Source organism: Rhodococcus sp. WS3, from assembly GCF_003797085.1.
GTDB lineage: Bacteria > Actinomycetota > Actinomycetes > Mycobacteriales > Mycobacteriaceae > Rhodococcus_F > Rhodococcus_F globerula.
On record NZ_RKMA01000003.1, the window covers coordinates 301,877 to 326,650 of the forward strand.

At 62.1% G+C, this 24,774-nt stretch carries 23 protein-coding genes; 10 read left to right on the forward strand and 13 right to left on the reverse strand.

Going from position 1 to position 24,774, the window contains the following annotated elements; translation table 11 throughout:
• Positions 1 to 146: 146 nt before the first annotated feature.
• The 3 genes from EEB13_RS22505 (at position 147) to EEB13_RS22515 (ending at position 3,212) form a co-directional block, all read left to right on the forward strand.
• Positions 147 to 1,841 (forward strand): peptide chain release factor 3, encoded by a 1,695-nt coding sequence (locus tag EEB13_RS22505; protein WP_141486327.1) that lies wholly within the window; start codon positions 147 to 149, stop codon positions 1,839 to 1,841.
• Positions 1,841 to 2,491: a nicotinamide riboside transporter PnuC gene (gene pnuC / locus EEB13_RS22510; RefSeq protein ID WP_141486328.1), complete on the forward strand. Its 651-nt coding sequence runs from the start codon at positions 1,841 to 1,843 to the stop codon at positions 2,489 to 2,491. The genes EEB13_RS22505 and pnuC overlap by 1 nt, the downstream gene beginning before the upstream one ends.
• A gap of 130 nt (positions 2,492 to 2,621) precedes the next feature.
• The gene (locus EEB13_RS22515) at positions 2,622 to 3,212 is read left to right on the forward strand and encodes a hypothetical protein (protein WP_141486329.1); all 591 of its coding nucleotides are present in this window, start codon (positions 2,622 to 2,624) and stop codon (positions 3,210 to 3,212) included.
• A gap of 9 nt (positions 3,213 to 3,221) precedes the next feature.
• Here EEB13_RS22515 and EEB13_RS22520 read toward each other — a convergent pair whose 3' ends face one another.
• The 7 genes from EEB13_RS22520 to EEB13_RS22550 all read right to left on the reverse strand — a co-directional run bounded on the left by EEB13_RS22520 (position 3,222) and on the right by EEB13_RS22550 (position 9,873).
• Positions 3,222 to 3,881, reverse strand: coding sequence for a pyridoxal 5'-phosphate synthase (locus tag EEB13_RS22520; protein ID WP_141486330.1), 660 nt, complete (start codon positions 3,879 to 3,881; stop codon positions 3,222 to 3,224).
• A complete protein-coding gene (locus EEB13_RS22525; RefSeq protein ID WP_033234278.1) occupies positions 3,878 to 4,381 on the reverse strand; it encodes a nuclear transport factor 2 family protein in 504 nt (167 codons plus the stop codon). Before EEB13_RS22525 ends, EEB13_RS22520 begins: the two co-directional genes overlap by 4 nt.
• A 557-nt stretch (positions 4,382 to 4,938) precedes the next feature.
• The gene (locus tag EEB13_RS22530) at positions 4,939 to 5,967 is read right to left on the reverse strand and encodes an ABC transporter substrate-binding protein (protein ID WP_141486331.1); all 1,029 of its coding nucleotides are present in this window, start codon (positions 5,965 to 5,967) and stop codon (positions 4,939 to 4,941) included.
• A complete protein-coding gene (locus EEB13_RS22535; RefSeq protein WP_187328613.1) occupies positions 5,964 to 6,812 on the reverse strand; it encodes an ABC transporter ATP-binding protein in 849 nt (282 codons plus the stop codon). The genes EEB13_RS22530 and EEB13_RS22535 overlap by 4 nt, the downstream gene beginning before the upstream one ends.
• Positions 6,813 to 6,854: 42 nt before the next feature.
• Positions 6,855 to 7,904 carry an iron-enterobactin ABC transporter permease gene (fepG, locus tag EEB13_RS22540; RefSeq protein WP_141486332.1) on the reverse strand — a complete coding sequence of 350 codons (1,050 nt, stop codon included), beginning with the start codon at positions 7,902 to 7,904 and terminating at the stop codon, positions 6,855 to 6,857.
• Positions 7,901 to 8,983, reverse strand: a complete 1,083-nt coding sequence (locus EEB13_RS22545) for a Fe(3+)-siderophore ABC transporter permease (RefSeq protein WP_141486687.1) — start codon at positions 8,981 to 8,983, stop codon at positions 7,901 to 7,903. Before EEB13_RS22545 ends, fepG begins: the two co-directional genes overlap by 4 nt.
• A 2-nt stretch (positions 8,984 to 8,985) precedes the next feature.
• Positions 8,986 to 9,873: a siderophore-interacting protein gene (locus EEB13_RS22550; RefSeq protein WP_261984619.1), complete on the reverse strand. Its 888-nt coding sequence runs from the start codon at positions 9,871 to 9,873 to the stop codon at positions 8,986 to 8,988.
• Positions 9,874 to 10,097: 224 nt separating this feature from the next.
• Here EEB13_RS22550 and EEB13_RS22555 point away from each other — a divergent pair, with 224 nt between their 5' ends.
• From EEB13_RS22555 to EEB13_RS22565, 3 genes are read left to right on the forward strand one after another with little or no spacing between them, the layout of a single operon-like run.
• Entirely contained in the window at positions 10,098 to 11,759 is a 1,662-nt protein-coding gene (locus EEB13_RS22555) for an ABC transporter ATP-binding protein (protein ID WP_261984620.1), read from the forward strand.
• The gene (locus tag EEB13_RS22560) at positions 11,756 to 13,513 is read left to right on the forward strand and encodes an ABC transporter ATP-binding protein (protein WP_141486335.1); all 1,758 of its coding nucleotides are present in this window, start codon (positions 11,756 to 11,758) and stop codon (positions 13,511 to 13,513) included. The genes EEB13_RS22555 and EEB13_RS22560 overlap by 4 nt, the downstream gene beginning before the upstream one ends.
• A gap of 25 nt (positions 13,514 to 13,538) precedes the next feature.
• On the forward strand, positions 13,539 to 14,006 hold the full coding sequence (locus EEB13_RS22565; protein WP_141486336.1) for an SRPBCC family protein: 468 nt from the start codon (positions 13,539 to 13,541) through the stop codon (positions 14,004 to 14,006).
• A 23-nt stretch (positions 14,007 to 14,029) separates the two neighbouring features.
• Here EEB13_RS22565 and EEB13_RS22570 read toward each other — a convergent pair whose 3' ends face one another.
• Positions 14,030 to 14,854: an AraC family transcriptional regulator gene (locus tag EEB13_RS22570; protein WP_033234271.1), complete on the reverse strand. Its 825-nt coding sequence runs from the start codon at positions 14,852 to 14,854 to the stop codon at positions 14,030 to 14,032.
• A gap of 153 nt (positions 14,855 to 15,007) precedes the next feature.
• Here EEB13_RS22570 and EEB13_RS22575 point away from each other — a divergent pair, with 153 nt between their 5' ends.
• Together EEB13_RS22575 and EEB13_RS22580 are read left to right on the forward strand one after the other, a co-directional pair.
• Positions 15,008 to 16,495 carry an acetyl-CoA acetyltransferase gene (locus tag EEB13_RS22575; protein WP_141486337.1) on the forward strand — a complete coding sequence of 496 codons (1,488 nt, stop codon included), beginning with the start codon at positions 15,008 to 15,010 and terminating at the stop codon, positions 16,493 to 16,495.
• Positions 16,496 to 16,704: 209 nt separating this feature from the next.
• A complete protein-coding gene (locus tag EEB13_RS22580) occupies positions 16,705 to 18,093 on the forward strand; it encodes an HNH endonuclease signature motif containing protein (protein ID WP_045069265.1) in 1,389 nt (462 codons plus the stop codon).
• Positions 18,094 to 18,286: 193 nt separating this feature from the next.
• Here the strand turns inward: EEB13_RS22580 and EEB13_RS22585 are convergent, their stop codons facing one another.
• Genes EEB13_RS22585 through EEB13_RS22600 form a run of 4 tightly spaced genes read right to left on the reverse strand, consistent with a single transcriptional unit; the run spans position 18,287 to position 22,878 of the window.
• On the reverse strand, positions 18,287 to 20,095 hold the full coding sequence (locus EEB13_RS22585; protein ID WP_045069263.1) for an ABC-F family ATP-binding cassette domain-containing protein: 1,809 nt from the start codon (positions 20,093 to 20,095) through the stop codon (positions 18,287 to 18,289).
• Entirely contained in the window at positions 20,095 to 21,030 is a 936-nt protein-coding gene (locus EEB13_RS22590) for a 4-(cytidine 5'-diphospho)-2-C-methyl-D-erythritol kinase (RefSeq protein WP_033234267.1), read from the reverse strand. The genes EEB13_RS22585 and EEB13_RS22590 overlap by 1 nt, the downstream gene beginning before the upstream one ends.
• Positions 21,031 to 21,088: 58 nt before the next feature.
• A complete protein-coding gene (locus EEB13_RS22595; protein WP_141486338.1) occupies positions 21,089 to 21,865 on the reverse strand; it encodes an ABC transporter permease in 777 nt (258 codons plus the stop codon).
• Between the two features lie 26 nt (positions 21,866 to 21,891).
• Entirely contained in the window at positions 21,892 to 22,878 is a 987-nt protein-coding gene (locus tag EEB13_RS22600) for an ABC transporter ATP-binding protein (RefSeq protein WP_233363407.1), read from the reverse strand.
• A gap of 98 nt (positions 22,879 to 22,976) precedes the next feature.
• Here EEB13_RS22600 and EEB13_RS22605 point away from each other — a divergent pair, with 98 nt between their 5' ends.
• Entirely contained in the window at positions 22,977 to 23,945 is a 969-nt protein-coding gene (locus EEB13_RS22605) for a helix-turn-helix transcriptional regulator (RefSeq protein WP_033234265.1), read from the forward strand.
• Positions 23,946 to 24,043: 98 nt separating this feature from the next.
• Here EEB13_RS22605 and EEB13_RS22610 read toward each other — a convergent pair whose 3' ends face one another.
• Positions 24,044 to 24,247 (reverse strand): cold-shock protein, encoded by a 204-nt coding sequence (locus EEB13_RS22610; RefSeq protein ID WP_033234264.1) that lies wholly within the window; start codon positions 24,245 to 24,247, stop codon positions 24,044 to 24,046.
• A 313-nt stretch (positions 24,248 to 24,560) separates the two neighbouring features.
• On the opposite strand from EEB13_RS22610, the gene EEB13_RS22615 reads away from it, so the two are divergent.
• Positions 24,561 to 24,770 carry a heavy-metal-associated domain-containing protein gene (locus tag EEB13_RS22615; protein ID WP_033234263.1) on the forward strand — a complete coding sequence of 70 codons (210 nt, stop codon included), beginning with the start codon at positions 24,561 to 24,563 and terminating at the stop codon, positions 24,768 to 24,770.
• Positions 24,771 to 24,774: the final 4 nt, after the last annotated feature.

Sequence of the window (24,774 nt, forward strand, 5' to 3'; positions counted from 1 at the left end):
GATCCAGCGCACACCTATCTGGATAATCAGACAAAGTTCGCCGAGTGTTACTGCAAATTCGCGGGCGAGTATCCTTTCTCTGTTGTGCGTCCGCACCCGTGCTTCATCGCGCTACGCCCACTACTCCCACTGCGAGAGGTTCTTCGTTGACTACCCCGTCCGACTCGACTGTCCCCACCGACTCGACTGTCCAGTCCGACACCGGTGCCACATCCGCTCCGGTCAGCACGAAGGGCCTCGCGGCCGAAGCTGCACGTCGTCGCACCTTTGCCGTCATCTCACACCCCGACGCCGGTAAGTCGACGCTCACCGAAGCGCTGGCCCTGCACGCAAAAAAGATCTCCGAAGCCGGCGCGGTCCACGGCAAGGCCGGACGCAAGTCGACGGTCTCGGACTGGATGGAAATGGAGAAAGCCCGCGGCATCTCCGTCAGTTCCACCGCGCTGCAGTTCAACTACCACTCGTCCGAGACCCCCGACGATCAGATCAACGTCATCAATCTCGTCGACACCCCCGGCCACTCCGACTTCTCCGAGGACACGTACCGCGTCCTGACTGCCGTCGACGCGGCTGTCATGCTCATCGACGCCGCCAAGGGCCTCGAACCGCAGACGCTCAAGCTGTTCCAGGTGTGTCGTCACCGCGGCATCCCCGTCATCACGGTTATCAACAAGTGGGACCGTCCCGGCCAGACCCCGCTCGAATTGCTGGACGAGATCAGTGAGCGCATCGGCCTCACACCTACTCCCCTGTACTGGCCCGTCGGCATCGCCGGCGACTTCCGCGGCCTGCTGCGACGCGGCGAGGACGGCGAAGCTCGCGAATACGTCCGGTTCACTCGCACCGCCGGTGGCGCAAAAATCGCTCCCGAAGAAATCATGGACGCCGACGCCGCCCTCGCCAAGGAAGGCTCCGAGTGGGAAACCGCGACTGAGGAGAGTGAACTGCTCTCGGCTACCGGCCAGGACCACGATCAGGAAATGTTCCTTGCCGGGCAGACGTCCCCGGTGATCTTCGCGTCCGCCATGCTCAACTTCGGTGTCCGCCAGATCCTCGACACCCTGGTCGAGTTGGCGCCGCCGCCGCGTGCCCGCGACGACATCAACGGCAAGCCGCGCGAGGTCACCGATCCGTTCAGTGCAGTGATCTTCAAGGTTCAGGCCGGCATGGACACCGCGCACCGTGACCGCTTGGCGTTCATGCGCATCGTCTCGGGCGTCTTCGAACGCGGCATGGTCGTCACTCACGCGCAAACCGGCAAGCCCTTCACGACCAAGTACGCGCAGACGGTATTCGGCCGTGAACGTTCCACCGTCGAATCCGCGTTCCCCGGCGACGTCGTCGGCCTGGTCAACGCCACCGCACTCGCACCCGGCCACACGCTGTACACCGAAAAGAAGACCGAGTTCCCGCCGATCCCGTCCTTCGCGCCGGAACACTTCTCGATCCTGCGTGCCGAGAGCGCCGGAAAGTACAAGCAGTTCCGCCGTGCCGTCGACCAACTCGATTCCGAGGGCGTCGTGCAGATTCTCCGCAACGACATCCGTGGCGACGCGTCGCCCGTCATGGCGGCTGTCGGCCCCATGCAGTTCGAGGTCGTCGCTGCTCGGATGAAGGCGGAATTCAACGTCGAAGCCAAGATGGAACCGCTCGGCTACGCACTGGCACGACGCACCGACGCCGCATCCGAGGTCGAGCTGAACCGTCAGCGCGGCGTAGAGGTCTTCACGCGCTCGGACGGTGTCCTGCTCGCCTTGGTCAGCGACAAGTGGCGCCTGCAGTACATCCAGAAGGAACTCCCCGATCTGACGCTCGAACCACTCGTCGCCGCTGCAGACTGATGAGCCTGATCGAGGCGCTGTTCGACGCCGAACTTCACATCGGCAGCGCCACGATCTTGTGGCGGGAGATCATCGGGAACACCTTCGGCATCGGCTCGGCAATTGCCGGGGCCCGGCGTTCAGTATGGGCATGGCCTGTCGGTATCGCCGGAAATGCCTTGCTGTTCACCGTGTTCATGGGTGCGCTGTTCCATACGCCGCAGGAACTCAATCTCTACGGCCAAGCCGGCCGCCAGTTGCTGTTCATCACCGTCAGCATCTACGGGTGGATGCAGTGGCGGCGCGGTGCACGCAGTTCCGGCGACGCCGTCTTGCCGCACTGGGCGAGCGCGCGCCAACGTCTGGCCATGGTCGCTGTCATGGCAAGTGGCACAGCGATTTTCGCCTGGGTCTTCACGGTCCTCGGCTCGTACGGCGCGTGGGCAGAAGCCTGGATCTTCACCGGGTCGATCCTCGCCACCTACGGCATGGCCCGCGGCTGGACCGAGTTCTGGCTCATCTGGATCGGCGTCGACGCGGTGGGCGTTCCCTTACTCTTCCGCGCCGGCTACTACCCGTCGGCGATCCTCTATCTCGTTTACGCCTTCTTTGTCGTGTGGGGATTCCTGGCGTGGCTGAAGATTCAACGGCGCACTCCGGTACACGCGTAGCGATCACTGCCGAAGGCGCGTTAGGCAAAACCGACTCCTGGTATGTTTACTGAAATTGTGCAAACCTATGGTCTGTTTACGGGCCTGTCCGACTACGGGCACCAGGAGCACACAGCATCAGGAGCGCACGATGGAAGACACGACTTCGCATGGAGCAAGTAACCCCACCGGGTCGACAAACGGGGCCACCAACGGTTCCGCACATCGACCCGCCAATGGATCACATGGTGGGCTCACCAACGGCTCCGCCAGTTCCACAGCAACAGCCAACCCTGCGCCAAGTAAGCCGACCGACGCCTTCAGCTTTGCACTTCCGACTGACAGCACTGCACTTCCGACTCACGACACTGCACTCCCCACCTACAGCACCGCAGCACACAGCAGCGGAGAGGACCCGTCCATGCCTGCCGCAACACCCACACCTTCCCGTGAATCGTCGCGCAACCTCGAGACTCGTAGCCGCACCGTTGTCCGACGCGACGCCATGGGCGTAGCCGCAGTTCGTGTTGCCGGACGCCTCACCCACACCGAACTTCTTGCCAACCAGGCATCGCCGTCCAGTGCGCATTCGTCGGATCCGACGATTGATCTGGACGAGCTACTGACCATGCTCGGCAGCTACCTGCTCTCGTCGGGGTTCGAGCATCCCGAGATTCACGCAAAGCTCGGCGGGCAGTCCATCGTCGTCAACCTCGTGTCGCCGGAGATCAGCGCGACGTAGCACGACCGGTCAGGGCCACAGGACCTCACGGAGATAATCGCCGTTTTCGGTGCGGCGATACTGCCACCGCTGGTGCCGACGGCCTTGGTCCGCTTGCCAGAACTCGACCGTTTCGGGAACCAGGCACCATGCACGCCAGTTCTCGCAGACATAGCCTGGATCTTTGTCGATGCGCGCCACGGCTTCTTCGACAACTCGGTTGTACTCGTCCGGGTCGGTCAGTACCTGACTTGTCCGGCTCGCTGCCGCCACGGCTCTCGCTGTGACGGAGCGCTCGACAAAGTCAGCGTCCCTGACCGGCCCGGTTTCGGTTTCCACTGATCCCCTGATTCGGATCTGACGCCCTTGCTCGCGCCAGTAGAACGCCAATGACGCATGCGGATTCGCTTGCAGCTCAATCCCCTTCATGGAAACCGAGCTGCCGGAAAACCAAAATCCAGCGTCCGTCACATCTTTGAGGATCAAGTAGCGGGTATCGGGGACACCGCTTTCGTCGACGGTGGACAGCGCGCACACGTGTGGTTCGCGAACACCGGCGGCTACGGCTTCACGCAGCCAGTTCACGAACAGGTCGTTCGGACGGTCGGGAAAGGTCGACGGTGCCTGCGGGGGTGTCCCGGTCAGCGCGGGCAGTCCTCGAATCCAGGACCGGATATCTTCGCCCGTCACCCTGCGGACACAGCCGGAATCGAGTTACCGTACGAGTTCGGCTGCAACATGGCCCACTTGTTCGACGTCAGCCGAAAGCTCGGCATGTCCGAGAGCGACATCACCGACTCCCAGGTCCGCTCGTAACTGGTATGCGAGATCCTCCACTTACCGTCGCTGCACAGGGCATACCTGTCGTGATAAAAAGCCGAACCGCGCATCAGCATGCCGTCCTCCGGCACCACGACGGTATCGGCGAGGCACCACACCCCGGTCGCTGTGTCACCGTCGACGTCGATCTCCGGTTGGCCACACTGATGCTCGGTGATGACATGGGAGCCGAGAGTGTTCTCGAGGAAAGACACAAAAGAATCACGGGAGTCGAAACTGAGTTGCTCACCGTAGATTGCGGTGGCGTCAACCGTCAGGGTGTCTGCGAATTCGACCCAGGATTTAGTATCCAACGAACGCGCATATCGGTACTTGAGCCGTTGGATGTGCACAATCGCTTCGAGATCCATGATCCTCGCCTCTCGTGGAGCAACCACCCGAATCAATCTGAACCATAACCCGCAACGGAATGAACCGGGCATTACCTTCTAAGTTAGTAGATAAGTCACCGGACCACACGCCTTTCGAGGCCGTCGAGCATGATCGTGATCTTGTCGTAAAGCCAAGCCTTCCCGCGACACGTCGGTTCGCCGCCAACTCTCTCCAAGCCGATGTATCGGATGCATTCCTACCGTCCTGGCGCGCCTGCAGCGCCAAACGCCCACACCATCAGGCGCACAATACGATCCGTACAACCTTTCCGACTGCCGCCATCCTGTTTCGATGGCGTTGATTCATTCGCGCGCTTACCACCGGGCCGCGGGTGAGACGTTGGATACCCACTTCTACGACCGATCCAACGGTCGTCGTTACAACGATCTGATCAGCGTTCGCCACCTATGGCATGACGCGATCACGAGCAGGGCGTCATTCACGGTCTCGAGGCAATAAGGCCGGAACTAGTGGCAGCGAGTCTGGTTGTCGACTGACGGATCGATCGTGGTTGTGCGTATCTCGGGCGCCGGGGTCAGAAGCGTCCGGCAGCATCCGCCAGAACGTCGAGGAAGATCGCCGATGTGAGCGCAAATCCCTGGTTGTACCGCGCGTCCGTCGTGATCACATTGCCCGCTTGCACGACGGGTAACCGCTGCCACGTCGGCTGCGTCGTGATGACGTCAAGCGCTTCCTGGTTTCTGGCCTGCGCGATGATCACGTCGGCCGGCGCCAGAACATCGAGTTGCTCGAACGACACCTCGAACGAGTTCTCGGAATTGTTGTCGTCACGGAAGAGAACATCGAGTCCGGAGTCCAGTGCCACGCTGATCCGCAGATTTCGCTGGTGTACAACAAAACCCGTCGGCGTCTGGACGCCGAAGACCAGCTTCTTCCCGCCGAGCTTGTCCTGCAACAACGGACGCAACTCGGCGAGCTTGCGCTCGTACTCGGCGATAGATGCCTCGGCGATGGCAACGCGATCGAGTTGACGCGCTTGCGCCAGCAATGCTCCTCGCCAATCAACCGGATGTCCCGCAATCGGTTCGATATCGTCTCCGACCACCAAGAGCGGTGCAATGGACGCCAAGCGTTCGTTGCCGTACCAGTCGCTCGAGTATCCGATATGAGTCATCACGATCAGATCGGGATCGAGGCCGAGTACCGCCTCGAAGTTCGTCGAGAAATCGCCGGCAACGTTGACGAAGCTCGCGTCCTCGATAGCGCGTCCGGGAAATTGAAACCCGGCGCTTTCATCGGGGAACCAGAAATTGCCTGACCCCACGATCGGGTAGTCCATCATCATCGCGAACTCGAGATCGACCCGGCCGTCGAGAACCACTACACGCTTGGGGCTGCGCGGAACGTCGCCGCTGAACTCCGCCCACGTGTACGGAACAGTGTCCCCGACCGCCTCGGATTCCGCATCCGAGGTTCCGCAGGCGCTCAGTGCGAGTGCCGCTGCCACACCTGCTGCGCCACCGAAGAATTGACGTCGCGAGATGCGGTCGACTATCTGCGCCCACTCGAAATCGGTGACCTGCGTGTCCAAAACGAGTGTCATACCTTCACTCCTTCGATGCGTCGTTGCCGCTCCCGTCCCAGCGGGATGACCAGTGGCGTATGGGAAACCGGATCGTCGATGATGCGGCACGCCATGCCGAACACCTCCTGCACCAGTTCTTCCGTGATGATCTCGGCCGGTGGGCCTTCGGCTACAACCGCGCCGTCTTTCATCGCGATGATGTGAGTTCCGTAGCGACACGCGTGATTCAGATCGTGAAGCACTGCTACCAACGTGTGACCGTCGTTCTCGTTCAGGTCTCGGCACAGCTCCAACAATTCGATCTGATGCGCGATATCGAGGAAAGTAGTCGGCTCGTCCAGCAACACCAGTGGCGTCTGCTGCGCGAGAACCATGGCAACCCACACTCGTTGACGCTGCCCGCCTGACAGTTCGTCGACAAGACGGGCGGACAAGTCCGTTACCTTCGTGGCCTCCATAGCAGTGATGACTGCTGCCTCATCCTCGCGCGACCACTGCCGAATCAGTTTCTGATGCGGATACCGGCCGCGCGCAACAAGATCGGCGACCTTGATGCCGTCGGGTGCTATCGACGTCTGCGGTAGCAGCCCGAGCCGACGAGCAACTTCCTTGGCTGGATACGACGTGATCGCCTTGCCGTCGAGCAGGACAGTGCCGGTGCTGGGCTTGAGCAAGCGCGAGAGCGCCCGCAGAAGCGTCGATTTGCCGCAGGCATTCGGCCCGACGATGACGGTGAAGCCGCCGTCGGGGATGTCGACGTTGAGGTTCTGCGAGATGACCCGCTTGTCGTACCCGATCGTGACGCCCTCGGCGCGCAGCCGATTTGTGTTCTGCCCGCTGGTTTCGTTCACGCTTTTCCTCATTCCTACGCCGGTCACTGCTTGCGGGGATCGCATGGGCGGGGCTCACTGCTTGCGGGCCTCACGTGCGAGGAGCCAGACGAAATAGATACCGCCGATGGACACTGTCACAACTCCGACAGGCAACTGAGTCGGGGCAAATGCTCGCTGTGCGACCCAGTCACTGATCATCAGCAGCGCCCCACCCATTGCGGCAGAAGGCAAGAGCGTCACACCCGCACTGCCGGTCAGTCGGCGCACCAATTGTGGTGCGGCAAGGGAGACAAACCCAATGGGACCGGCCGCCGCCGTCACCATCGCAGTGAGCGCAACACCGAGAACCACCAACGACAGCCTTGTGGGTTCGGCTCGAACCCCGAGTGCCTTGGCCGCGTCGTCGCCCATCTCGAGCATCTGCATCCGCCTGCCCAGCACCAAGATCAGCGGAACCAGCACAACCAGGACTACGACAACCGGCCACACCTGGGTCCATCCCAGTCCGTTCAACGAACCGGCTCCCCACACGGCGGCAGCCATCGCGTCGTCGAGTTCGGCCTTGAGAATCAACCAGGTGTTGACCGATCCCAGCATCGCGCTGATCGCGATTCCCACGATGATCAAACGGAAACCTTGCACACCGCGTTTGTACGCGAGCAGGTATACAACTGCCGCGGTGGCGATTCCGCCGACCAGCGCGCCCACCGCGATCTCGTAGTACGTTCCGCCTACCAGCAGAATGACAACAAGCGCGCCGGTGTAGGCACCGGAATTGAAGCCGATGATGTCGGGGCTGCCCAACGGATTTCGGGTGAGCGACTGGAAGATCGCACCGCTCATACCCAATGCCGCACCGAGCATCAACGCCAACAACACCCGTGGCAGACGCCATTCCACGACAACCATGTGGATGCGCGCCGGTGCCTCACCGAACAACGCGCCAAGGACATCGGTGATCGGCACCTGATAGTCGCCACTGCCCAGGGCGATAACGCCGATCCCCAACCCGATGACAACAAGTACGACGCACACGGTGACGGTGCGGACGTCGATCCGAGCCGACCAGCCCTCCTTGGGTGAGCGCACCACCGTGGTGGGGCGCCCGAAGTCGATACTCACAGGCCGCTCACCTTGCTTCGGCGCACCAGCAGGATCAGTACCGGAGCACCGATGAAGGCCGTGACGATGCCGACTTGAAGTTCACCGGGACGCAGCACGATTCGTCCGACCACATCGGAGGCAAGGAGCAGGATCGGCGCGCACACCATCGTGTACGGAAGAATCCAGCGTTGATCCGGTCCGACGAACCAGCGGGCAACGTGTGGAACCATCAGTCCGACAAACCCGATGGGACCGGCAGCTGCAGTGGCCGCGCCGCACAACAGGGTCACGGCAACAATCCCGATCACACGGGTACGGGTGATGTTGGCACCGAGGGAACGCGCCAGATCGTCACCGAGAGCGACGGCGTTGAGTTGCCGCGCGAGAGCCAGCGCCAGTACGAGCCCGATCAGGATGAACGGTGTCACAGCCAGCACGATGTCCAAGGATCGACCGCTGAGAGAACCTGCGTTCCACTGACGCATCTGGTCGAATGCCGTCGGGTTGAGCAAGGTGATTCCGGACGAGATGCCGCCGAGCACCGATCCGATTGCCACGCCGGCAAGGGTGAGCCGGATCGGTGTGGTGCCGCCTCGTCCGATCGAGCCCAACGCATACACGATGACGGTCGCGATGACCGCGCCGATGAACGCGAACCAGATGTACGACCAGATGCTGGTCAACCCGAACACCGCGACCGCAACCACCATCGCAAATCCCGCACCGGCATTGACACCCAGAATTCCAGGGTCCGCCAATGGGTTTCGAGTCATCGCCTGAATCAGTGCACCGGCTACGCCTAACGCCATGCCCACCAGCAGGCCCAGCAGTGTGCGAGGCAATCGCAGATCACGAATGATCACGTGATCGTTGGAATCGTCATAGTTGATCAACGCGTCGACGACGGTCCCGAACGGAATGGTCTTCGATCCGACAGCGATACTCACGAGCACAACACATCCGAGAACTGCCAGGCAGACAACAAGCCCCAAGGTTCGACGCGAATTCGTTTCGACAAGTCCGGCCGGTTGCTTCTGTTTCTCCGCCAGCGATTCGTCGATCAGTTCCGCAGTCTTCTCGCTCTCGTTGACTGCGATAGTCACAAGCCCGCGCTCTCGAGCGTCTTCTCGACTTCGTCACGAATTTCCTCTTCGTCACGATCGGATTGCCCTGCCGCATCCAACTGCGCCCGAATACTCTCGTCGAGCGCTTCGTATTTCGCATTCCATACTTCGGCCTTGTACGTCCAGTAGCCGATCACCTTGTACTGCTCTGCCGGCAACTTCAGTTCATGTCGGAGATACTTGCGGATGTCACGCAGCATCGTGCTTTCCCCCGCCACCCAGACGTATCCGGGGTCGGTGGGCAGATTCAGAGCACGCACCGCGTCCGGAAGTTTCGACGGCGCAACGCCATTGCCACTGCCCACTAACCAGATGAATTCGACATCCGCGGCCGACTCGACCTGCTGCTTGTGCGACTCGTCCACCACCTCGACTATCGCCTTGGCCGACATGCCCGCAGGCAACTCTTCGATCAGGCGGCCCAATGCCGGGAGTCCGGTTGCGTCGGCAACAAACACCTGCCAGGACGCACCGACCGGTGGCTCGTAGAGACCCCGGGACTCGCCGATCGCCAGCGCGTCACCAATCGCGGCGTTCTGCGCCCAATCGCTGGCTATCCCACCGTCGTGAACCACGAAATCGACAGTCATACGGCTGGTTTCGGAATCGAACCGTCGCACCGTGTAAGGCTGGCACGGCGAAGCTTCCTCCCCTTCCGGGTATCGCCATCCGCGTGGCGCGTGCGGATCTTCTTCCGGCAGAACGAACTTACCCGTTGCGGGAACCGGGAAATGGAGGCGGAGATACTCGTCACCGACACCTGTTGATCGGAACGTGGTCAAGCCCTCCCCACCGAACACGATCCGGACCATTCCCGGGGTCACGTACTCCTTGAAGAGCACCTCGCCGAACACAAGACTCACGACAATCTCCAACATCGGTGAAACACGAAACGCACAACAACCGCACAAAGGTAAGGCAGACCTTAATTTATTGCAGAGCCGAGGCCACGTCGACAAATTCTCCGTCACAACGGGGTCAACTAGTATCGCAATTCGGCCAGTGCGCCCTATATGGCCTGTTCACGACAAGTTTTGGCATCGGCGTGACTTCATAACAAGCGCTGTCGATCCCTAGCGTGGACCGAGTGTCATCAACGCCGCTTCATCCGAGTAACGATACCGACGGTCCGCTGCTGCCTCAGGCGATCACGCCACGTCAGGTGATCACGCGTGCCATCGCAGCCGAAGGGCGCGGGCCGAAGCTGGCCGCCGCGTCAGTGGGCTTCACCGGGCACCAGGTGGCCGAAGCTCTGGTCCCGGTCGTGATCGGTGCGGTCATCGACCGCGCTGTGGCAACCAGCGACGCTGCGGCGCTCGGCAAGTGGATTCTGGTTCTCGGCATCCTGTTCACAGGACTGCTGCTCAGCTGGAGAATTGGCGCTCGTATCGCAGACTCGGTCGCCGAGTACGGCGCTCATCGACTTCGGATGGACATCGCCAGACGCGGCCTCGATCCGCACGGCATGAATCCGCGCAGGATGCCCGGTGAGGTCTATTCGATCGCCACCTCCGACGCCGGTTCCGTGGCCGGATTCACCCACACTCTCAGCACCAAACTCGGCGCTGCCTGCGGAGTGCTGACCGCAGCAATCTCGTTACTGGTCATCTCAGTGCCGCTCGGACTTCTTGTCATCCTCAGCACTCCCCCGGTGCTAGCACTGATGCAGGTCGTGAGCCGCCCACTCGAACGTCGAGCCGAAACGGATCAGTGGCAGGGCGCGCGCGCCGGGGCACTCGCTGCCGACTTGCTGGCGGGTCTACGCATTCTTTCCGGCATCGGTGCCGGAGACGCTGCGGCGCAGCGCTATCGAGGTGCCAGCCGGACATCGCTTGATGCCACCTTGCGCGCCCAGCGTTACCAAGCGATGTACTCGGCAGCCAACGTCGCCATCGCGGGCGCTTACCTTGCCGTCATCGCATACGTCGGCGGCAGAATGGCAGCGTCCGGCAGCATTTCGATCGGCGAGTTCATTGCGGTGGTGGGGTTGGCGCAGTTCCTTCGCGGACCGCTGATCGACATCATCTATTTCGGCGCCGGACTGGCCCGTGCCCGAGCGTCCGCGAATCGTGTTGCGGCGCTTATCGAGACGAGCCGCGCCGTCGCCCCCGCAAGCGATCCGGTAGCACTGAATCATTCGGAGTCTCTGACACTTCGTGACGTTGTCCTGGCCGGTTCGGCGCCGGTCGATCTGGATGTCAAGCGCGGCGAGATCGTCGGTATCACCTGCGACAACACGGCCTGGGTCGATGCTTTCATGGACGTGCTGGCGCGCCGGACAGATCCCATCGAAGGATCAATTCATCTGGGTGACAACGCTATCCACGAACTGGATATCGACGAACTTCGCACACACATCCTTGCAGCGCCGCATGACTCCGCGCTTTTCATCGGCACTGTCGGTGAGAACATCCATGCCCTGGCTCCGGTCGGCCACCGAACCGACTTCGCCATCTCCGCCGCCGCCGCAGATCAAGTGATCGATGCTCTCCCGAAGGGCCTTGCCACCGCCGTCACCGAGCAGGGCAACTCACTGTCCGGCGGCCAACGTCAACGAGTTGCGCTCGCGCGCGCGTTGGCGAGCGACGTGCCGGTACTGGTACTGCACGATCCGACCACTGCCGTCGACTCCGTCACTGAAGCGCGCATTGCCCGCGGGATATCCGAGGTTCGCAGTGCTCACGCGACAATTCTTCTCACCAGCAGCCCCGCGCTGCTCGATATCTGCGATCGGGTGATCGAACTGTGAACGACCTACTCCCCACCGCAACTCCCAAACAGGCTCGTACCGAGGCACTTCGGTTGCTGCGTCCGCACCGCCTCGCCGCGAGCGGTGCGGTGGTCACCTTGACCGCAGCCACGGCAATCGGCCTTCTCACCCCGCTGATTCTGGGCGAGATGGTAGACACCGTCACGTCTGGTGGAGCCGACATCGTCTCCAGCATCGGAACATTGACCGGGGCCTTGGTTGCCGTTGCCGTTCTGTCCTCGCTGCTGGTCGGTGCCAGCGAATATCTTCTGGCCGGGGTCGGGGAACGCGTCGTAGCGGACCTTCGCGAAGAAGTAGTCGTCCGAGTGCTCGACCTCCCCCAGAGCGATGTCGAGCGCGCCGGGCGGGGCGACCTCGTCTCCCGCATCACCGGTGACGTCCGCCTGGTAACGCAAGCCGTGTCACAGGCGTTGCCGGTGTTTGCCACCGCTGCGCTCACCATTGCGTTGACTCTTGTCGGGTTGGGCGCACTCGATTGGCGATTTGCGGTTGCTGCAGTGATTGCCGCACCGATCCAGGTACGCGCCCTGCGCTGGTACCTCACACAGTCAGCCCCCGTCTACCGACAAGAACGTGAGGCGGAAGGCGCCCGCGCACAACAGCTCCTCGACTCACTGAGTAATTCCGACACCGTCGGATCCCTACGGTTGGCGAAGCCACATCTGGAGCAGATCGAATCCCGTTCACTGACCGCGGTACAGCTCAGCCTGAAGACAACACGACTACGGACCAGGTTTTTCGGTCGTCTCAACATCGCCGAGTTCATCGGGCTCTCAGCAGTTCTGATCACGGGATTCTGGCTCGTGAAGAACGGGCATGCCACCATCGGAGCCGCCACCGCAGCGGCCCTGTTCTTCCATCGGTTGTTCGACCCCGTCGGAGCCGTTCTCAGTGTCTTCGACGAACTACAAGAGGGCACAATCGCTCTGGCTCGCCTTGTCGGCGTCACCCTGGCACCGGTACCTCCGCTTCCGGCCGATCCCCGTGAACCCGTCGACAGCTCCGCGTCGCTCGAGGACGTGACCTTCTCCTACCGCCCGGGCGACGCCCCCGTGTTGCGCGATATCGACATCACCATTCCGGCCGGTACCGTCACCGCGCTCGTGGGAGCCACCGGCGCCGGAAAGTCCACGGTGGCAAAACTTCTCGCCGGCACCTACGGGCCCACCGAGGGCTCCGTGCGAATCGGCACCGTTCCCCGAGATCAACTCTCGCGGAGCACCGCTCGGAGCGCCGTTGCGTTGGTTACCCAGGAAGTGCACGTCTTTGCAGGCACGTTGGCCGAGGATCTGCGTCTGGCCGCCCCGGCAGCAACCGACGCCGACATCGCCTCCGCCCTCGATACCGTCGGCGCCTCGGACTGGGTCGGAGCACTGCCCGAAGGCATCGAGACAGTAGTCGGTGACGGCGGGCATCGCCTCACTGCGACCCAGGCGCAACAGCTTGCACTCGCACGGATCGAACTCCTGAATCCACCCCTGCTGATTCTGGACGAGGCAACGGCAGAAGCCGGCAGCGCCGGCGCCCGCATACTCGACGACGCCGCTCTCGCGCTGACCCGTGGGCGCACCTCGATCACTGTGGCCCACCGGCTCTCACAGGCTGTCGACGCCGACAACGTTCTTGTCATGGATGGCGGACGCGTCGTGGAACAGGGTTCCCACGACGAGTTGGTCAACCTCGGCGGCCGGTACGCGCAACTGTGGGAGGCGTGGTCGACACCGCGGCGTTGAGAGCCTGTGGCTCTAGAATCGGACTATGGACAGGATCGACCGCGCCAGCCTGGTGATCGAGGCACCACCGACGGTCGTCTACGACGCCCTCCTCGACCGACAGTCTCTCGAGGCTTGGTTGCCACCGGACGGTATGCGCGGGCGGATCGAGCTGTGGGATCCGCGGCCAGGTGGCGGGTTTCGAATGGTTCTCACCTATCTGGACTCCACCGACAGCCCTGGCAAGACGTCAGCCGCGACGGATGTCGTCGATGTCGGATTCGCCGAACTGGTGCCGCCGGAGCGTGTGGTGCAGCGGGCGGTGTTCGAGTCCGACGACCCGTCGTATGCCGGAACCATGACGATGACCTGGCACCTCGCTGCCGCTGTTAGCGGGACCGAGGTGACCGTCACAGCCACGGATGTGCCACCCGGCATCGATCAAGCGGTACACGAGACAGGGATCGCCTCCTCGTTGGCTAACCTGGCATCGTACGTCGAAGGGCGCGGCTGATTCAGATCAGCGGCGACCGCAGATCAGGCGCGCAGAAGCTCCTGCGGTGCATGAGAGCCACGATTCGGGTGCTTCATCATGGCGCCCGGGGTCCGGCCGGTGACCCTGCGGAAGACCGCGACAAACGCGCTCGGGGTTTCGTATCCCACGCGTCGACTGACCACGGAAACCGGAACCCCGGCTGCGAGATAGGTCAGAGCCGCTCGTACGCGCACCTGAATTCTCCACTGGGCAAAGGTCATTCCCGTTCCCTGCGTGAAGACGCGGGTCAACGTTCGGACGCTCCCGCCGGCAGTCAGTGCCCATTCGGACAGTGACCGCTGATCCGCTGGATTGGCGACCAGTGCTTGGGCGACGAACAACGCTCGCGGATCCGTCGGCATCGGAACCTCGACAGCGGCAACCTCGAGCGGTTGCAGCATGTCGAACGCCACTCGCTCGGCACGACTGCGAGCCTCGTCCGGCATGTTGCGACGATGCATGTGCAGCAGAACCTCCCGCAACAAGGCACTCACCCCGAAGAGCCCGGGCACTGTGGCGGGCGCAGCGTGCGCCTCAGGGCGGAAGTAGGTGCAGAAAAACTCGGTACCCGGACCTGCCTTGACCGAGTGCAGCACTCCGGCCGGCAACCACAGGCCCGCCGACGGCGGCACCTCCCACGTGATGCCATCGGCAACAACGGTGAGCATTCCGCCAGAGTTACCCCAGATCAGCTCATGTTCCGGGTGTCGGTGCGCCGCCCACTGACGCTGATGCGACAACTTCAATGTCACGGTGGTCATCGAATACGGATCGTCGATGACCCGAGGCCCCACGGGCACCAACATTCTCTCCGCAACAGCTGTCATGCAAACGAGTATAGGACTTTCGTTAGGCATACCTAAATAGTAATCCGAAAGTTTCTGAATGTGACCCCCTGGTTACACGTACTTATCGCAGCGCTATCGTGGCGGAACTCCCGACGTCGGGCACACACGAGAACTGGCTGAAAGAGGAACACGATGGTTGACGCATCACGGATTCCCGTCATCGTCGGCGTAGGGGATCTGCGATGGAATCCGGATGACGGGCACCTCGAACCGCTCGACTTGATCTACAAAGCGACAATTGCCGCCCTCACGGACAGTGGAGAGCCCTCGCTCGGTAGCCACATCGACACGATCTACGCGATCAAGACCGTCAGTTGGGCATACGACAATCTCCCCGAACTTCTGGCCACCAGGCTTGGCGCCACCCCCGCGATCACCGCCACCTCACCGATCGGTGGGCACTGGCCTGCAGCACTTCTCGATCGAATCGGCGCTGCCATTGCAGACGGCACATCCTCCGTCGCGCTGCTCGTGGGCGGTGAATCACACGCCACCACAACCGCACTGCGAAAATCGGGCGTCGCTCCCGATTCTCTCGGGTGGGCCACCGAACCCGGCGGACCTCCCGGCTTCGATCCCGCCGATCTGGGCGGCGCCGAGATGCAGCGCGCGGGATTCATCGTGCCCACCCGCGTCTACCCACTGTTCGAGAACAGTTTCAGCGCATCGATCGGCCACGACGCCCAAGCATCCCTGGACTGGTCAGCGCAGATGTATGCCGAGTTCTCAACTATCGCCGCGAAGAACTCGGCGTCGTGGACATCGGAAGTACGTACCGCAGAAGAGATCAGCACCGTCGGGCCGGGCAACCGGATGGTGTCCGAACCCTATCCTTTGATGCTCAACGCCATGCCCTTCGTGAATCAGGCTGCTGCCGTGGTGATCTGCTCCCTGGCGAGGGCCCTCGAATTCGGCATCGACCAAGACAGGCTCGCCTATCTGTGGGGCGGAGCCGGGGCCGTTGATCCGCTGGACATATTGCACAGAAATAACTTTCACAGATCCGAAGCCCTGCAGGATACCGTGGACCGCACACTCGGCAACGCCGGAGTTAGCGCCGAAGCCCTCGATATCGTGGACGCCTACAGTTGCTTTCCGATCGTGCCGAAGCTGTTGATTCACGAACTCGGACTGCCGGGTGACACCGTCCCCAGCGTCACCGGTGGTCACTCGTTCTTCGGCGGACCGCTCAACAGTTACACCCTCCATTCCTTGACCGAGGTGACACGCCGACTCCGATCAGGCGACCAACTCGCCTTGGTTCACGGCAACGGCGGATTTCTCACTTACCAACATGCCGTACTGCTCTCCGCGTCCGCACATGAACGCGGATATGTCGGAGATCCCCAGGCCCGCACCCTCACACCCCATGCACCCGACCTGGTCACCGGCTATGTCGGAAGTGCCAAGATCATCACCGCCACAGTCGAATACAACAGAATGGGCGAACCGGAAACCGGGTTCGTCATCGCTACGACGCCGGACGGCCGACGTCTCGCCGGCCACACCGGCCCCGAGAACGCCGCCGAGTTGACTCAACTCAGCGGCACCAATCCCCCAGCGGTGGATCGTCACGTTCACATCAGCGACGAGAACGGTCGACTCACCCTGAAGTTCTAGCCGCAGTCGGGTTGCCTTCGCGCCACCCTAGTCGACAACTACATCTCCAGCCAACATCGCATAGAACCGACGGATCCGCTTGACTAGAGCCACTTTTCAACGCGTTGATCGCGATCATTCTCCCAACTTTGGTCGAAAATGTGTCCGAAATATACCTTGAATCGAAAAGGTGTTCGAGTATAATTGGAGTCACGGGTGGGGAGGCCTTGATGACGACGGTAAGTGATTCAACTGCAGTGGGGGATGTTGTAGCCGGTTCGGCAGTAGGTGTGCGCGCGATGTTGTGGCGGTTACGCCCAGCCGAGGTTCGGGACGTTGCAGTCTGTGCATCGGCGGAAATTCTTCGGCTGGAAGCGATTCGGGTTGCCGCCGTTGATGAATTGGCGCTCAATCCGGACGAGCAGGTGCTCTGCTACCGCGGTGTGGGGCGATGGTTGGCAGCGAACACGATGCTGCAGAACGCGGCCGGTAACAAAATCGCCGCTCTCGGTGCCGCGCTGCGAGGGTTTCCGGACATTAATGCTCAATTCGAGGCCGGTGACCTCTCGCTCGATCATGCGGCAATAGTTGCCGCGTTCTGCGAATCACCACCAAAAGGCATGCCCGACAGGGCGTTGCCGTCCTGCATGAAGACTCTGTTGGCTGCCGCATCCGGGGTGGAAGCGACCACCATCAAACTCCGCTACGCGATTGCGGTCCTCGAGCGGATCTTCGAGTCCGACGACACCCCGCCCGGCGAGGACGATGACCTCAACGTCTTGCGGATCGCTCCGACGTTGAACGGTCGGGTCGCGATCAAGGGCGATTTCGACGCGCTCACTGGTGAAATGTTGTTGTCGGCGCTCTCGGGGTTGTCGATACCGAAACCGGCCGCGGACGGAACCCCGGATCAGCGATCAGCTGCCAAACGAACCGCCGACGCCTTCACGGAACTGATCCGCCGGTACCTCGACAACGCCGTCACCGGTGTTGACGGTGGGCAGCGTCCGCACGTGAATGTGCACATCACCGCGAAAGATCTTGCCGAGCATCGGGAATGCGCCACCATGCGCAGCGAGACAGCCTCAGGTAACGATACCGACGTCAGCGATGGCGAGTTCTACAGCAGTGCATTCGATGACGACGAGCCTGATGTCGAGGATCTTGATGTCGGATACATGCCCTGGATGGGACCACTCCGTGTGAGCCTGACGCGGATGCTTGCGTGCGACTGCATGCTCTCCACCGTCCTGATGGACGGCAACGGCGCACCGCTCGATGCGACGCCGCACAAACGCCTCGTCACGCCCGAACAACGCACGGCGCTGATCGCCCGGGACAAAGGCTGCGCCTTCCCCAACTGCGATGCCGTACCCGCTTGGTGCGACGCCCACCACATAAAACCCTGGTCAGTGGGCGGTCCGACGGTGATGGACAACCTCACCCTCCTCTGCCGTAGCCACCACCGATTGATCCACAGCACCAGCGGGTTCCGCGGCATCTGGGAAATCAAGATGGGCGACGATCACAAACCTTGGTTCATCCCACCAGCTGCGATCGACCCGAAACAACGACGCCGACGCTCCACCACCCGCCAAGGCCCAATGCACCGAGACTGAAACCGGCTCTGCCGGAACTGAATACCGTGTGAGAGCTTCGCATCACCAGCTAGCCGATGCGAAGCCCACACGCATGCGCGGGTTCAAAGATCAGCGTTCCGGATCAGTGCCTATGCACGCAAAAACCCGGCATCGCAAGAAAACTCTCGACACCGGGTTCGCGGGTAACTCACCGCCGATATGGCAGATGCCTCTAGCCGTCGAGTTCCTCGAACAACTCCATCCACTGCTCTTCAGCAGCTTCCTTGTCCGCGAGAACAGTCTTGAGTTCAGCGCCGAGGCTCTGCAACTTGTCGGGGTCAGTGGCCGCATCGGCCAGCGACGCATGCAGCTTCTTCTCCCGATCGTCCAGCTTGGCGATGGAACGCTCGAGCTTCGAAAGTTCCTTACGTGCAGCGCGATCCGCTGCCCCGTCACGAGCCTGCTTACTCTTGGTCGCGCCGCTGGCCGTTGATGCCACAGACGGGTTGTCGCCGTCGCCCATCGCTGCCCGTCGACGCAGGTAGTCCTCGATACCGAGGGGTAGGTTGGTGAGCTTGCCGTCACCGAAGAGCGCCCAGGTGGTGTCACAGATACGTTCGATCAGGTAACGGTCGTGCGAGATGACGACCATCGTCCCGGCCCAGCCGTCGAGCAGATCCTCGAGTTGCTGGAGCGTATCGATGTCGAGGTCGTTAGTGGGCTCGTCGAGGAGCAGCACGTTGGGCTCTGCCATGAGAACTCGCGTCAACTGCAAGCGTCGACGCTCACCACCGGAGAGATCCCCCACCGGTGTCCGCTGACGTGCCGGCGTGAAGCCCAGACGTTCCGCCAACTGACCGGCAGAAACTTCCTTGTCACCCAAGGTGATTCGCTCAGCCACATCCTTGACCGCGTCGAGCACCCGCATATCGGTGGGCAGATCGTCGAGTTCCTGCTTGAGCCACCCGATATGCACGGTCTGGCCCTGAATACGCCGTCCCGCAGCAGGTTCCAGCTCACCGGCGAGCGTGCGCAGCAACGTCGTCTTGCCGGATCCGTTGACTCCGACGAGGCCGACGCGCTCTCCGGGAGCAAGACGCCACGTCAGATCTTCGACCAGAACGCGGCCGTCCGGAGTCTCGAGCCGAGCGTCTTCGAGTTCGATGACAACCTTGCCGAGTCGACGCTGCGCGAACGACGCCAATGCGACGGCGTCGCGAGGTGCCGGGACATCGGCGATCAACGCTTCGGCGGCCTCGATGCGGTACTTCGGCTTGGACGTTCGGGCCGGCGCACCGCGGCGCAGCCACGCCAATTCCTTGCGCGCGAGGTTGCGTCGACGCTCCTCGGAAGCGTCGGCCTGACGGGAGCGCTCGGCGCGGGCGAATACCCAGTCGTTGTAGCCACCCTCGTAGCTTTCGACGCCGCCGCCGACAACTTCCCAGGTTCGCGTGGCGACAGTGTCGAGGAACCAACGATCGTGGGTCACGACCACCAGGGCGCTACGACGCGATACGAGGTGCTCGGCCAGCCACTGCACGCCCTCGACGTCGAGGTGGTTGGTGGGCTCGTCGAGTACGAGCAGGTCCAGATCCTGAACGAGGGCTGCGGCCAGTGCGACGCGTCGACGCTCACCACCGGAGAGTCCGTCGACCTGCGCGTCCAATGCGGAACGCTCGCCGCCGGCGCCGAGGTTGTCGATTCCGATTCCGGAGAGAACGGAGCGGATCCGGGCATTGCCTGCCCATTCATGCTGAGCGACACCCAGCGGACCCAGAACGATATCGCCGACAGTGGATCCGGGAGGCAGCACACCGCGCTGCGTCACGACCGCCATCCGCAGTCCACCGACGCGGCTGACCCGACCTGAATCAGGTTCCTCGACGCCCGCGAGGACTTCGAGCATGGTTGTCTTGCCGCCACCGTTGAGGCCGACGACGCCGATACGCTCGCCCTCCTCGACGCCCATCGACACCCCGTCGAGCAACGGCTTGACGCCGAACGACTTCGACACGTTTTCCAGATTGATCAAGTTAGCCATCAGTGCTGTCCCTTTGCCGCTTTGTCGAGTATTCGTGCTCCGGGAACGGGTCCGCTCGCCACGCGAACGGTGCGGCACACCCCCGCTCCCGCAAGTTCAGCGCTGACATCCACGGCAGACTGTGCGTCGCTGCAGAGGAAAGCGCAGGTCGGTCCTGATCCGGAGACGATGCCGGCCAGAGCGCCGGCGTCGACGCCTGCGCGCAGTGTCCGGCGCAGCGCCGGATTGAGCGACAACGCCGCCGCCTGCAGATCGTTTCCGAGTAGTGGTGCCAGTTGTCGCGGATCGCCGGTGGTGAGGGCGTGGATCAGATCGTCCGCGTCACCGAGTCGGTTTGGGGTGCCCTCGGCCCGCAGCTTGTCGAGTTCGCGGAACACGACCGGTGTGCTCAGCCCGCCCTTGGCCAGCGCCAGCACCCAGTGAAAAGTGTTTCGAGTCAGCACGGGAACAAGCTGCTCGCCGCGCCCGGTTCCCAGCGCGGTGCCGCCATGCAGTGAGAACGGGACATCGCTACCCAGCTTCGCGGCAAAGCCGTCCAGTTCACGCCGCGAGAGATCCAATTTCCAGTACGCATTGAGCGCAACCAACGTCGCCGCTGCGTCCGCGCTGCCACCGGCCATACCGCCGGCGACGGGGATTCCCTTGTCGATGAGAATCTCGACGTCCGTCTCCACTCCGGCTTCGGCCGACAGCAGCTCTGCAGCCTTCCAGACAAGGTTGGTCCGGTCCGTGGGCACGGCGGCGGCGTCATCGCCCACAACACTGACGGACAAACCATCGGCGGCCGACACCGTCACCGTGTCTGCCAGCGACAATGCCTGGAATACGGTGGTCAGATCGTGATAGCCGTCGTCGCGCAGGTCCCCGACAGCCAGATGCAGATTCACCTTGGACGGGGCCCGGACTACTACAGGGCGTGGAACGACGGAGAGCACAAGGTACAACAATAGGCGCTGCGAACACCTGGGCGAAAACCTACAACCGGCTGACGCCTCATTTGACGGCTCGGACACCTACTCCAAGCCCGACAACTGCCACACTCACGGCGGCGACAACCCCGGCCAGAACGCTGCCCGCCGCGAAGTCCCCGGCAAATAGTGCACGCTCCGCATCCACGACATATCCCAGCGGGTTGATATTCACGAGTACCTTCATCCAACCCGGCGCATCGTCGAGCGGAAGCATGGTCCCCGAGAGAATCAGGAGCGGGAACATCAGCGTTTGCTGCACCACCCAGAACATCCAATCCTGCTCCCGCACAGCCAGAGCCAAAGCATAGGACAGGGCCCCGAGCCCGACGCCGAATACTCCGAGCAGAACAATCCCGACTGCCGCGCCGGCAGCATTCACGTCCAATCCGAGTGGTAACGCCACGAGAATGATCAGAATCGCCTGCGCCGCAAGTGGAACCATCTCCTTGCATGCCCGACCGATCAACAACGACGAGCGTCGTAGCGGCGTCACCAACATTCTCTCGTGCGATCCCTGCTGCATTTCGATCAGGAGGTTCGAGCCTGTCATCGTCGTGCCGAAGATCGCGATCATCACCAGCACACCGGGGATGAACCAATTCCACACGCCGTCACCGGTGCCCGGGACGCCTTTGAGCAGCGGACCGAACAATGCGAGCAGAATCAGTGGCTGAATGAGACTGAAGACAACACTGACCGGGTCACGCAACATCGGGCGCAGTTCACGCCCCATCACTATCGCGCTGTCGCGAACGATGTTGCCGCGCACAGCGCGTGGGGTATCGAGTGTGAGTGTCATGGCAAAGTCCTACTTTCTCGAGTGCTCTAGGAAGCGACTGCGGCAGCGCTCTCACGCAGGCTGCGTCCGGTCAGGGTGAGGAAGACGTCGTCGAGCGTCGGGCGGGTGATGTCGGCGGCCAGAGCGCGGGCACCCCGCGCATCCGCTTCGCGCAGAAGCACCGGGAGCGTCGAATCACCCTCGCTCGCACGGATACTCACCATGAGTCCGTCGACGGCAGTCTCCCGCACCGTGACAAGTTGCTGCGCCACCGACGCCGCAACTGCGGCAGCCTCTTCGGTCTCGAACGTCAGCGACAGATGATCGCCCGCAAGGTCCGCCTTCAGCGCGGCGGCCGTGTTGTCGGCGATCACGGTCCCCTCGTCGATGACGATGACTCGCTCCGCCATCGAATCCGCTTCTTCGAGATAGTGCGTCGTCAACACGATTGTCGTGCCCATCTCGCGCCGCAACCGGAGTATGTGATCCCACAAATTGGCCCGACTCTGCGGGTCCATGCCCGTCGTGGGCTCGTCGAGAAACAGTAGCGGTGGCCGATGTACCAGGCCGAGTGCAATATCGAGCCGTCGGCGCTGACCTCCTGACAGCGTGCTGACCTTGCGAGTTCCGAGATCCGCGAGTTCCAGATCGGTGAGAAGTTCGTCAGCCCGACCCTGTGAATCCGGCTTGGACATTCCGTAACACAGTCCCTGCGTCACCAATTCGTCGCGAACCCGCTGGTTGTGGCCGGCGCCATTGCCCTGTCCGACGTATCCGAGACGCGAACGCACCTCGCTTCGCGCATCGGACACATCAAAGCCAGCGATGCGCGCACTGCCTGAGGTCGGTTCGAGCAAAGTAGTCAGCATGCGCAACGTCGTCGACTTGCCGGCGCCGTTCGGCCCCAACAGGGCTACCAACTCCCCCTCCGCAACATCGAGCGTCACGCCTTTGACCGCTTCGACAAGGTTCTTACCCTGCGAGAAGTGCTTGGTGAGCGACTTCGTCTCGATCATCGGACTGCTGTGATTCATGATTGAGCCCCACATTTCTTCTCGATTTCCCGGATGCGGATAAACCTAGAATCAATTGAGGACCGTTACAGTCCTCAATCTCTGCGACACTGAATTTCATGAAGGAGACATCAGCTCGTCTACTGCGGTTGCTGTCACTACTCCAGACCCGTCGAGACTGGTCCGGCGCCGAACTCGCAGACAAGCTTGCAATCACACCGCGCACCGTTCGCCGCGACGTCGACCGCCTACGCGACCTCGGATATCCGGTGGACGCGACGGTGGGTGTCGGTGGTGGATACCGTCTCGGCGCCGGGGCCGAGATGCCTCCCCTTCAACTCGACGACGAAGAAGTACTTGCGGTGGCGTTGTCATTGCAGTCCGGCGCCACCGGCTCGGTGGTCGGCATCGGCGAGGCCTCGATGCGTGCTCTTGCCAAGCTCCGCCAGATCATGCCGCCCCGGCTGCGCTATCGCTTGGAATCGCTGCAGATCGATGTGGTGCCGCGTGAACCGGCCACGAGCGCAGTGGACGCGTCCGTCCTGTCCGCCATCGCATCGGTGTGCCACAACCACGAGCGACTTCGGTTCGACTACGCCACCCATGACGGCACGCAGAGCCGCCGCGAAGTGGAGCCGTACCGCCTCGTGCGGTCGGGCGTGCGGTGGTACCTGGTGGCGTGGGATCTCTCACGGGAAGACTGGCGGTCATTTCGCGTCGACCGAATGGAACCCAAGATTCCTACCGGACCACGTTTTTCGCCTCGAGAGCTACCTCAGGGCGGGGCAGCGGAATTCGTGTCCCGAGGAGTCGCCCGCGCCTTTTCGTCCACGCGCGCAACAGTTCTGCTCCATGCGCCCATCGAACAGATCGCGCCGATGGTCAGCGATCAGTGGGGATCAGTGGAATCCGACGGCGAAAATCGCTGCGTCATAGCACTTTCCGGAAATTCACTGCGCTCCGTCGCACAATGGCTGCGGGCCTTCGAGGTGGACTTCACAGTGCTGAATCCACCCGAACTACGCGCGGAATGTCGAATAATCGCCGAGGAGCAGGCTGTGATCACCGCCCGCTATCGTAATGCCTGACAACACTTTTCATTCGGATACAACAAAACCCCAACCCAAAAAGAGTTGAGGTTTTGTCGAGTACGTCATGCGCCGGTTGCCCGGCTCACATGGACGTCTTAGACGACGGTAACGCCGGTGGCCTGCGGGCCCTTGTTGCCCTGACCGATCTCGAACGCAACACGCTGGTTCTCCTCGAGCGTGCGGAAGCCGCCGCTCTGGATCTCGGAGTAGTGAACGAAGACGTCAGCGCTGCCGTCTTCGGGAGCAATGAAGCCGAACCCCTTCTCGGAGTTGAACCACTTCACGATGCCCTCTGCCATGTAAATCTCCTCTAACACAGTGTCTACAGGCTGTCACTGCGACCGCCCGGGTCACTTACTACGACCGTTCTGAGACAAATCCGTGGAGGATGTCCAAACGCTCGCAACTTAACCATTTGCGAGCGTGGAAACACAAACACAAACACTTACGACCAACACAAGTAGATCATAGATCCTCGACTTTGTCTCGCTCGAGTGTCAGATCACAGCCCAGCCCATTGACAGTCATACCCCCTGGGGGTACCTTGAATCTCGAAGCGATACCTACACGGGGTATCCGTACAATAGAGCCAGTCAACCGAAGGGATCTCCCATGACCACCGCCGAATACACCGTTTCCGGAATGACCTGCGGACACTGCGTCGGATCCGTCAAGGAAGAGATCGGCAACATCGCCGGAGTGACCGCCGTCGACGTCGATCTGGCCAGCGGCCGCGTCAGCGTCACGAGTGACGCACCCGTATCCGCAACCGACATCGCCGCGGCAGTCGACGAAGCCGGCTACGCCGTCGTAGACAGCTGACGGC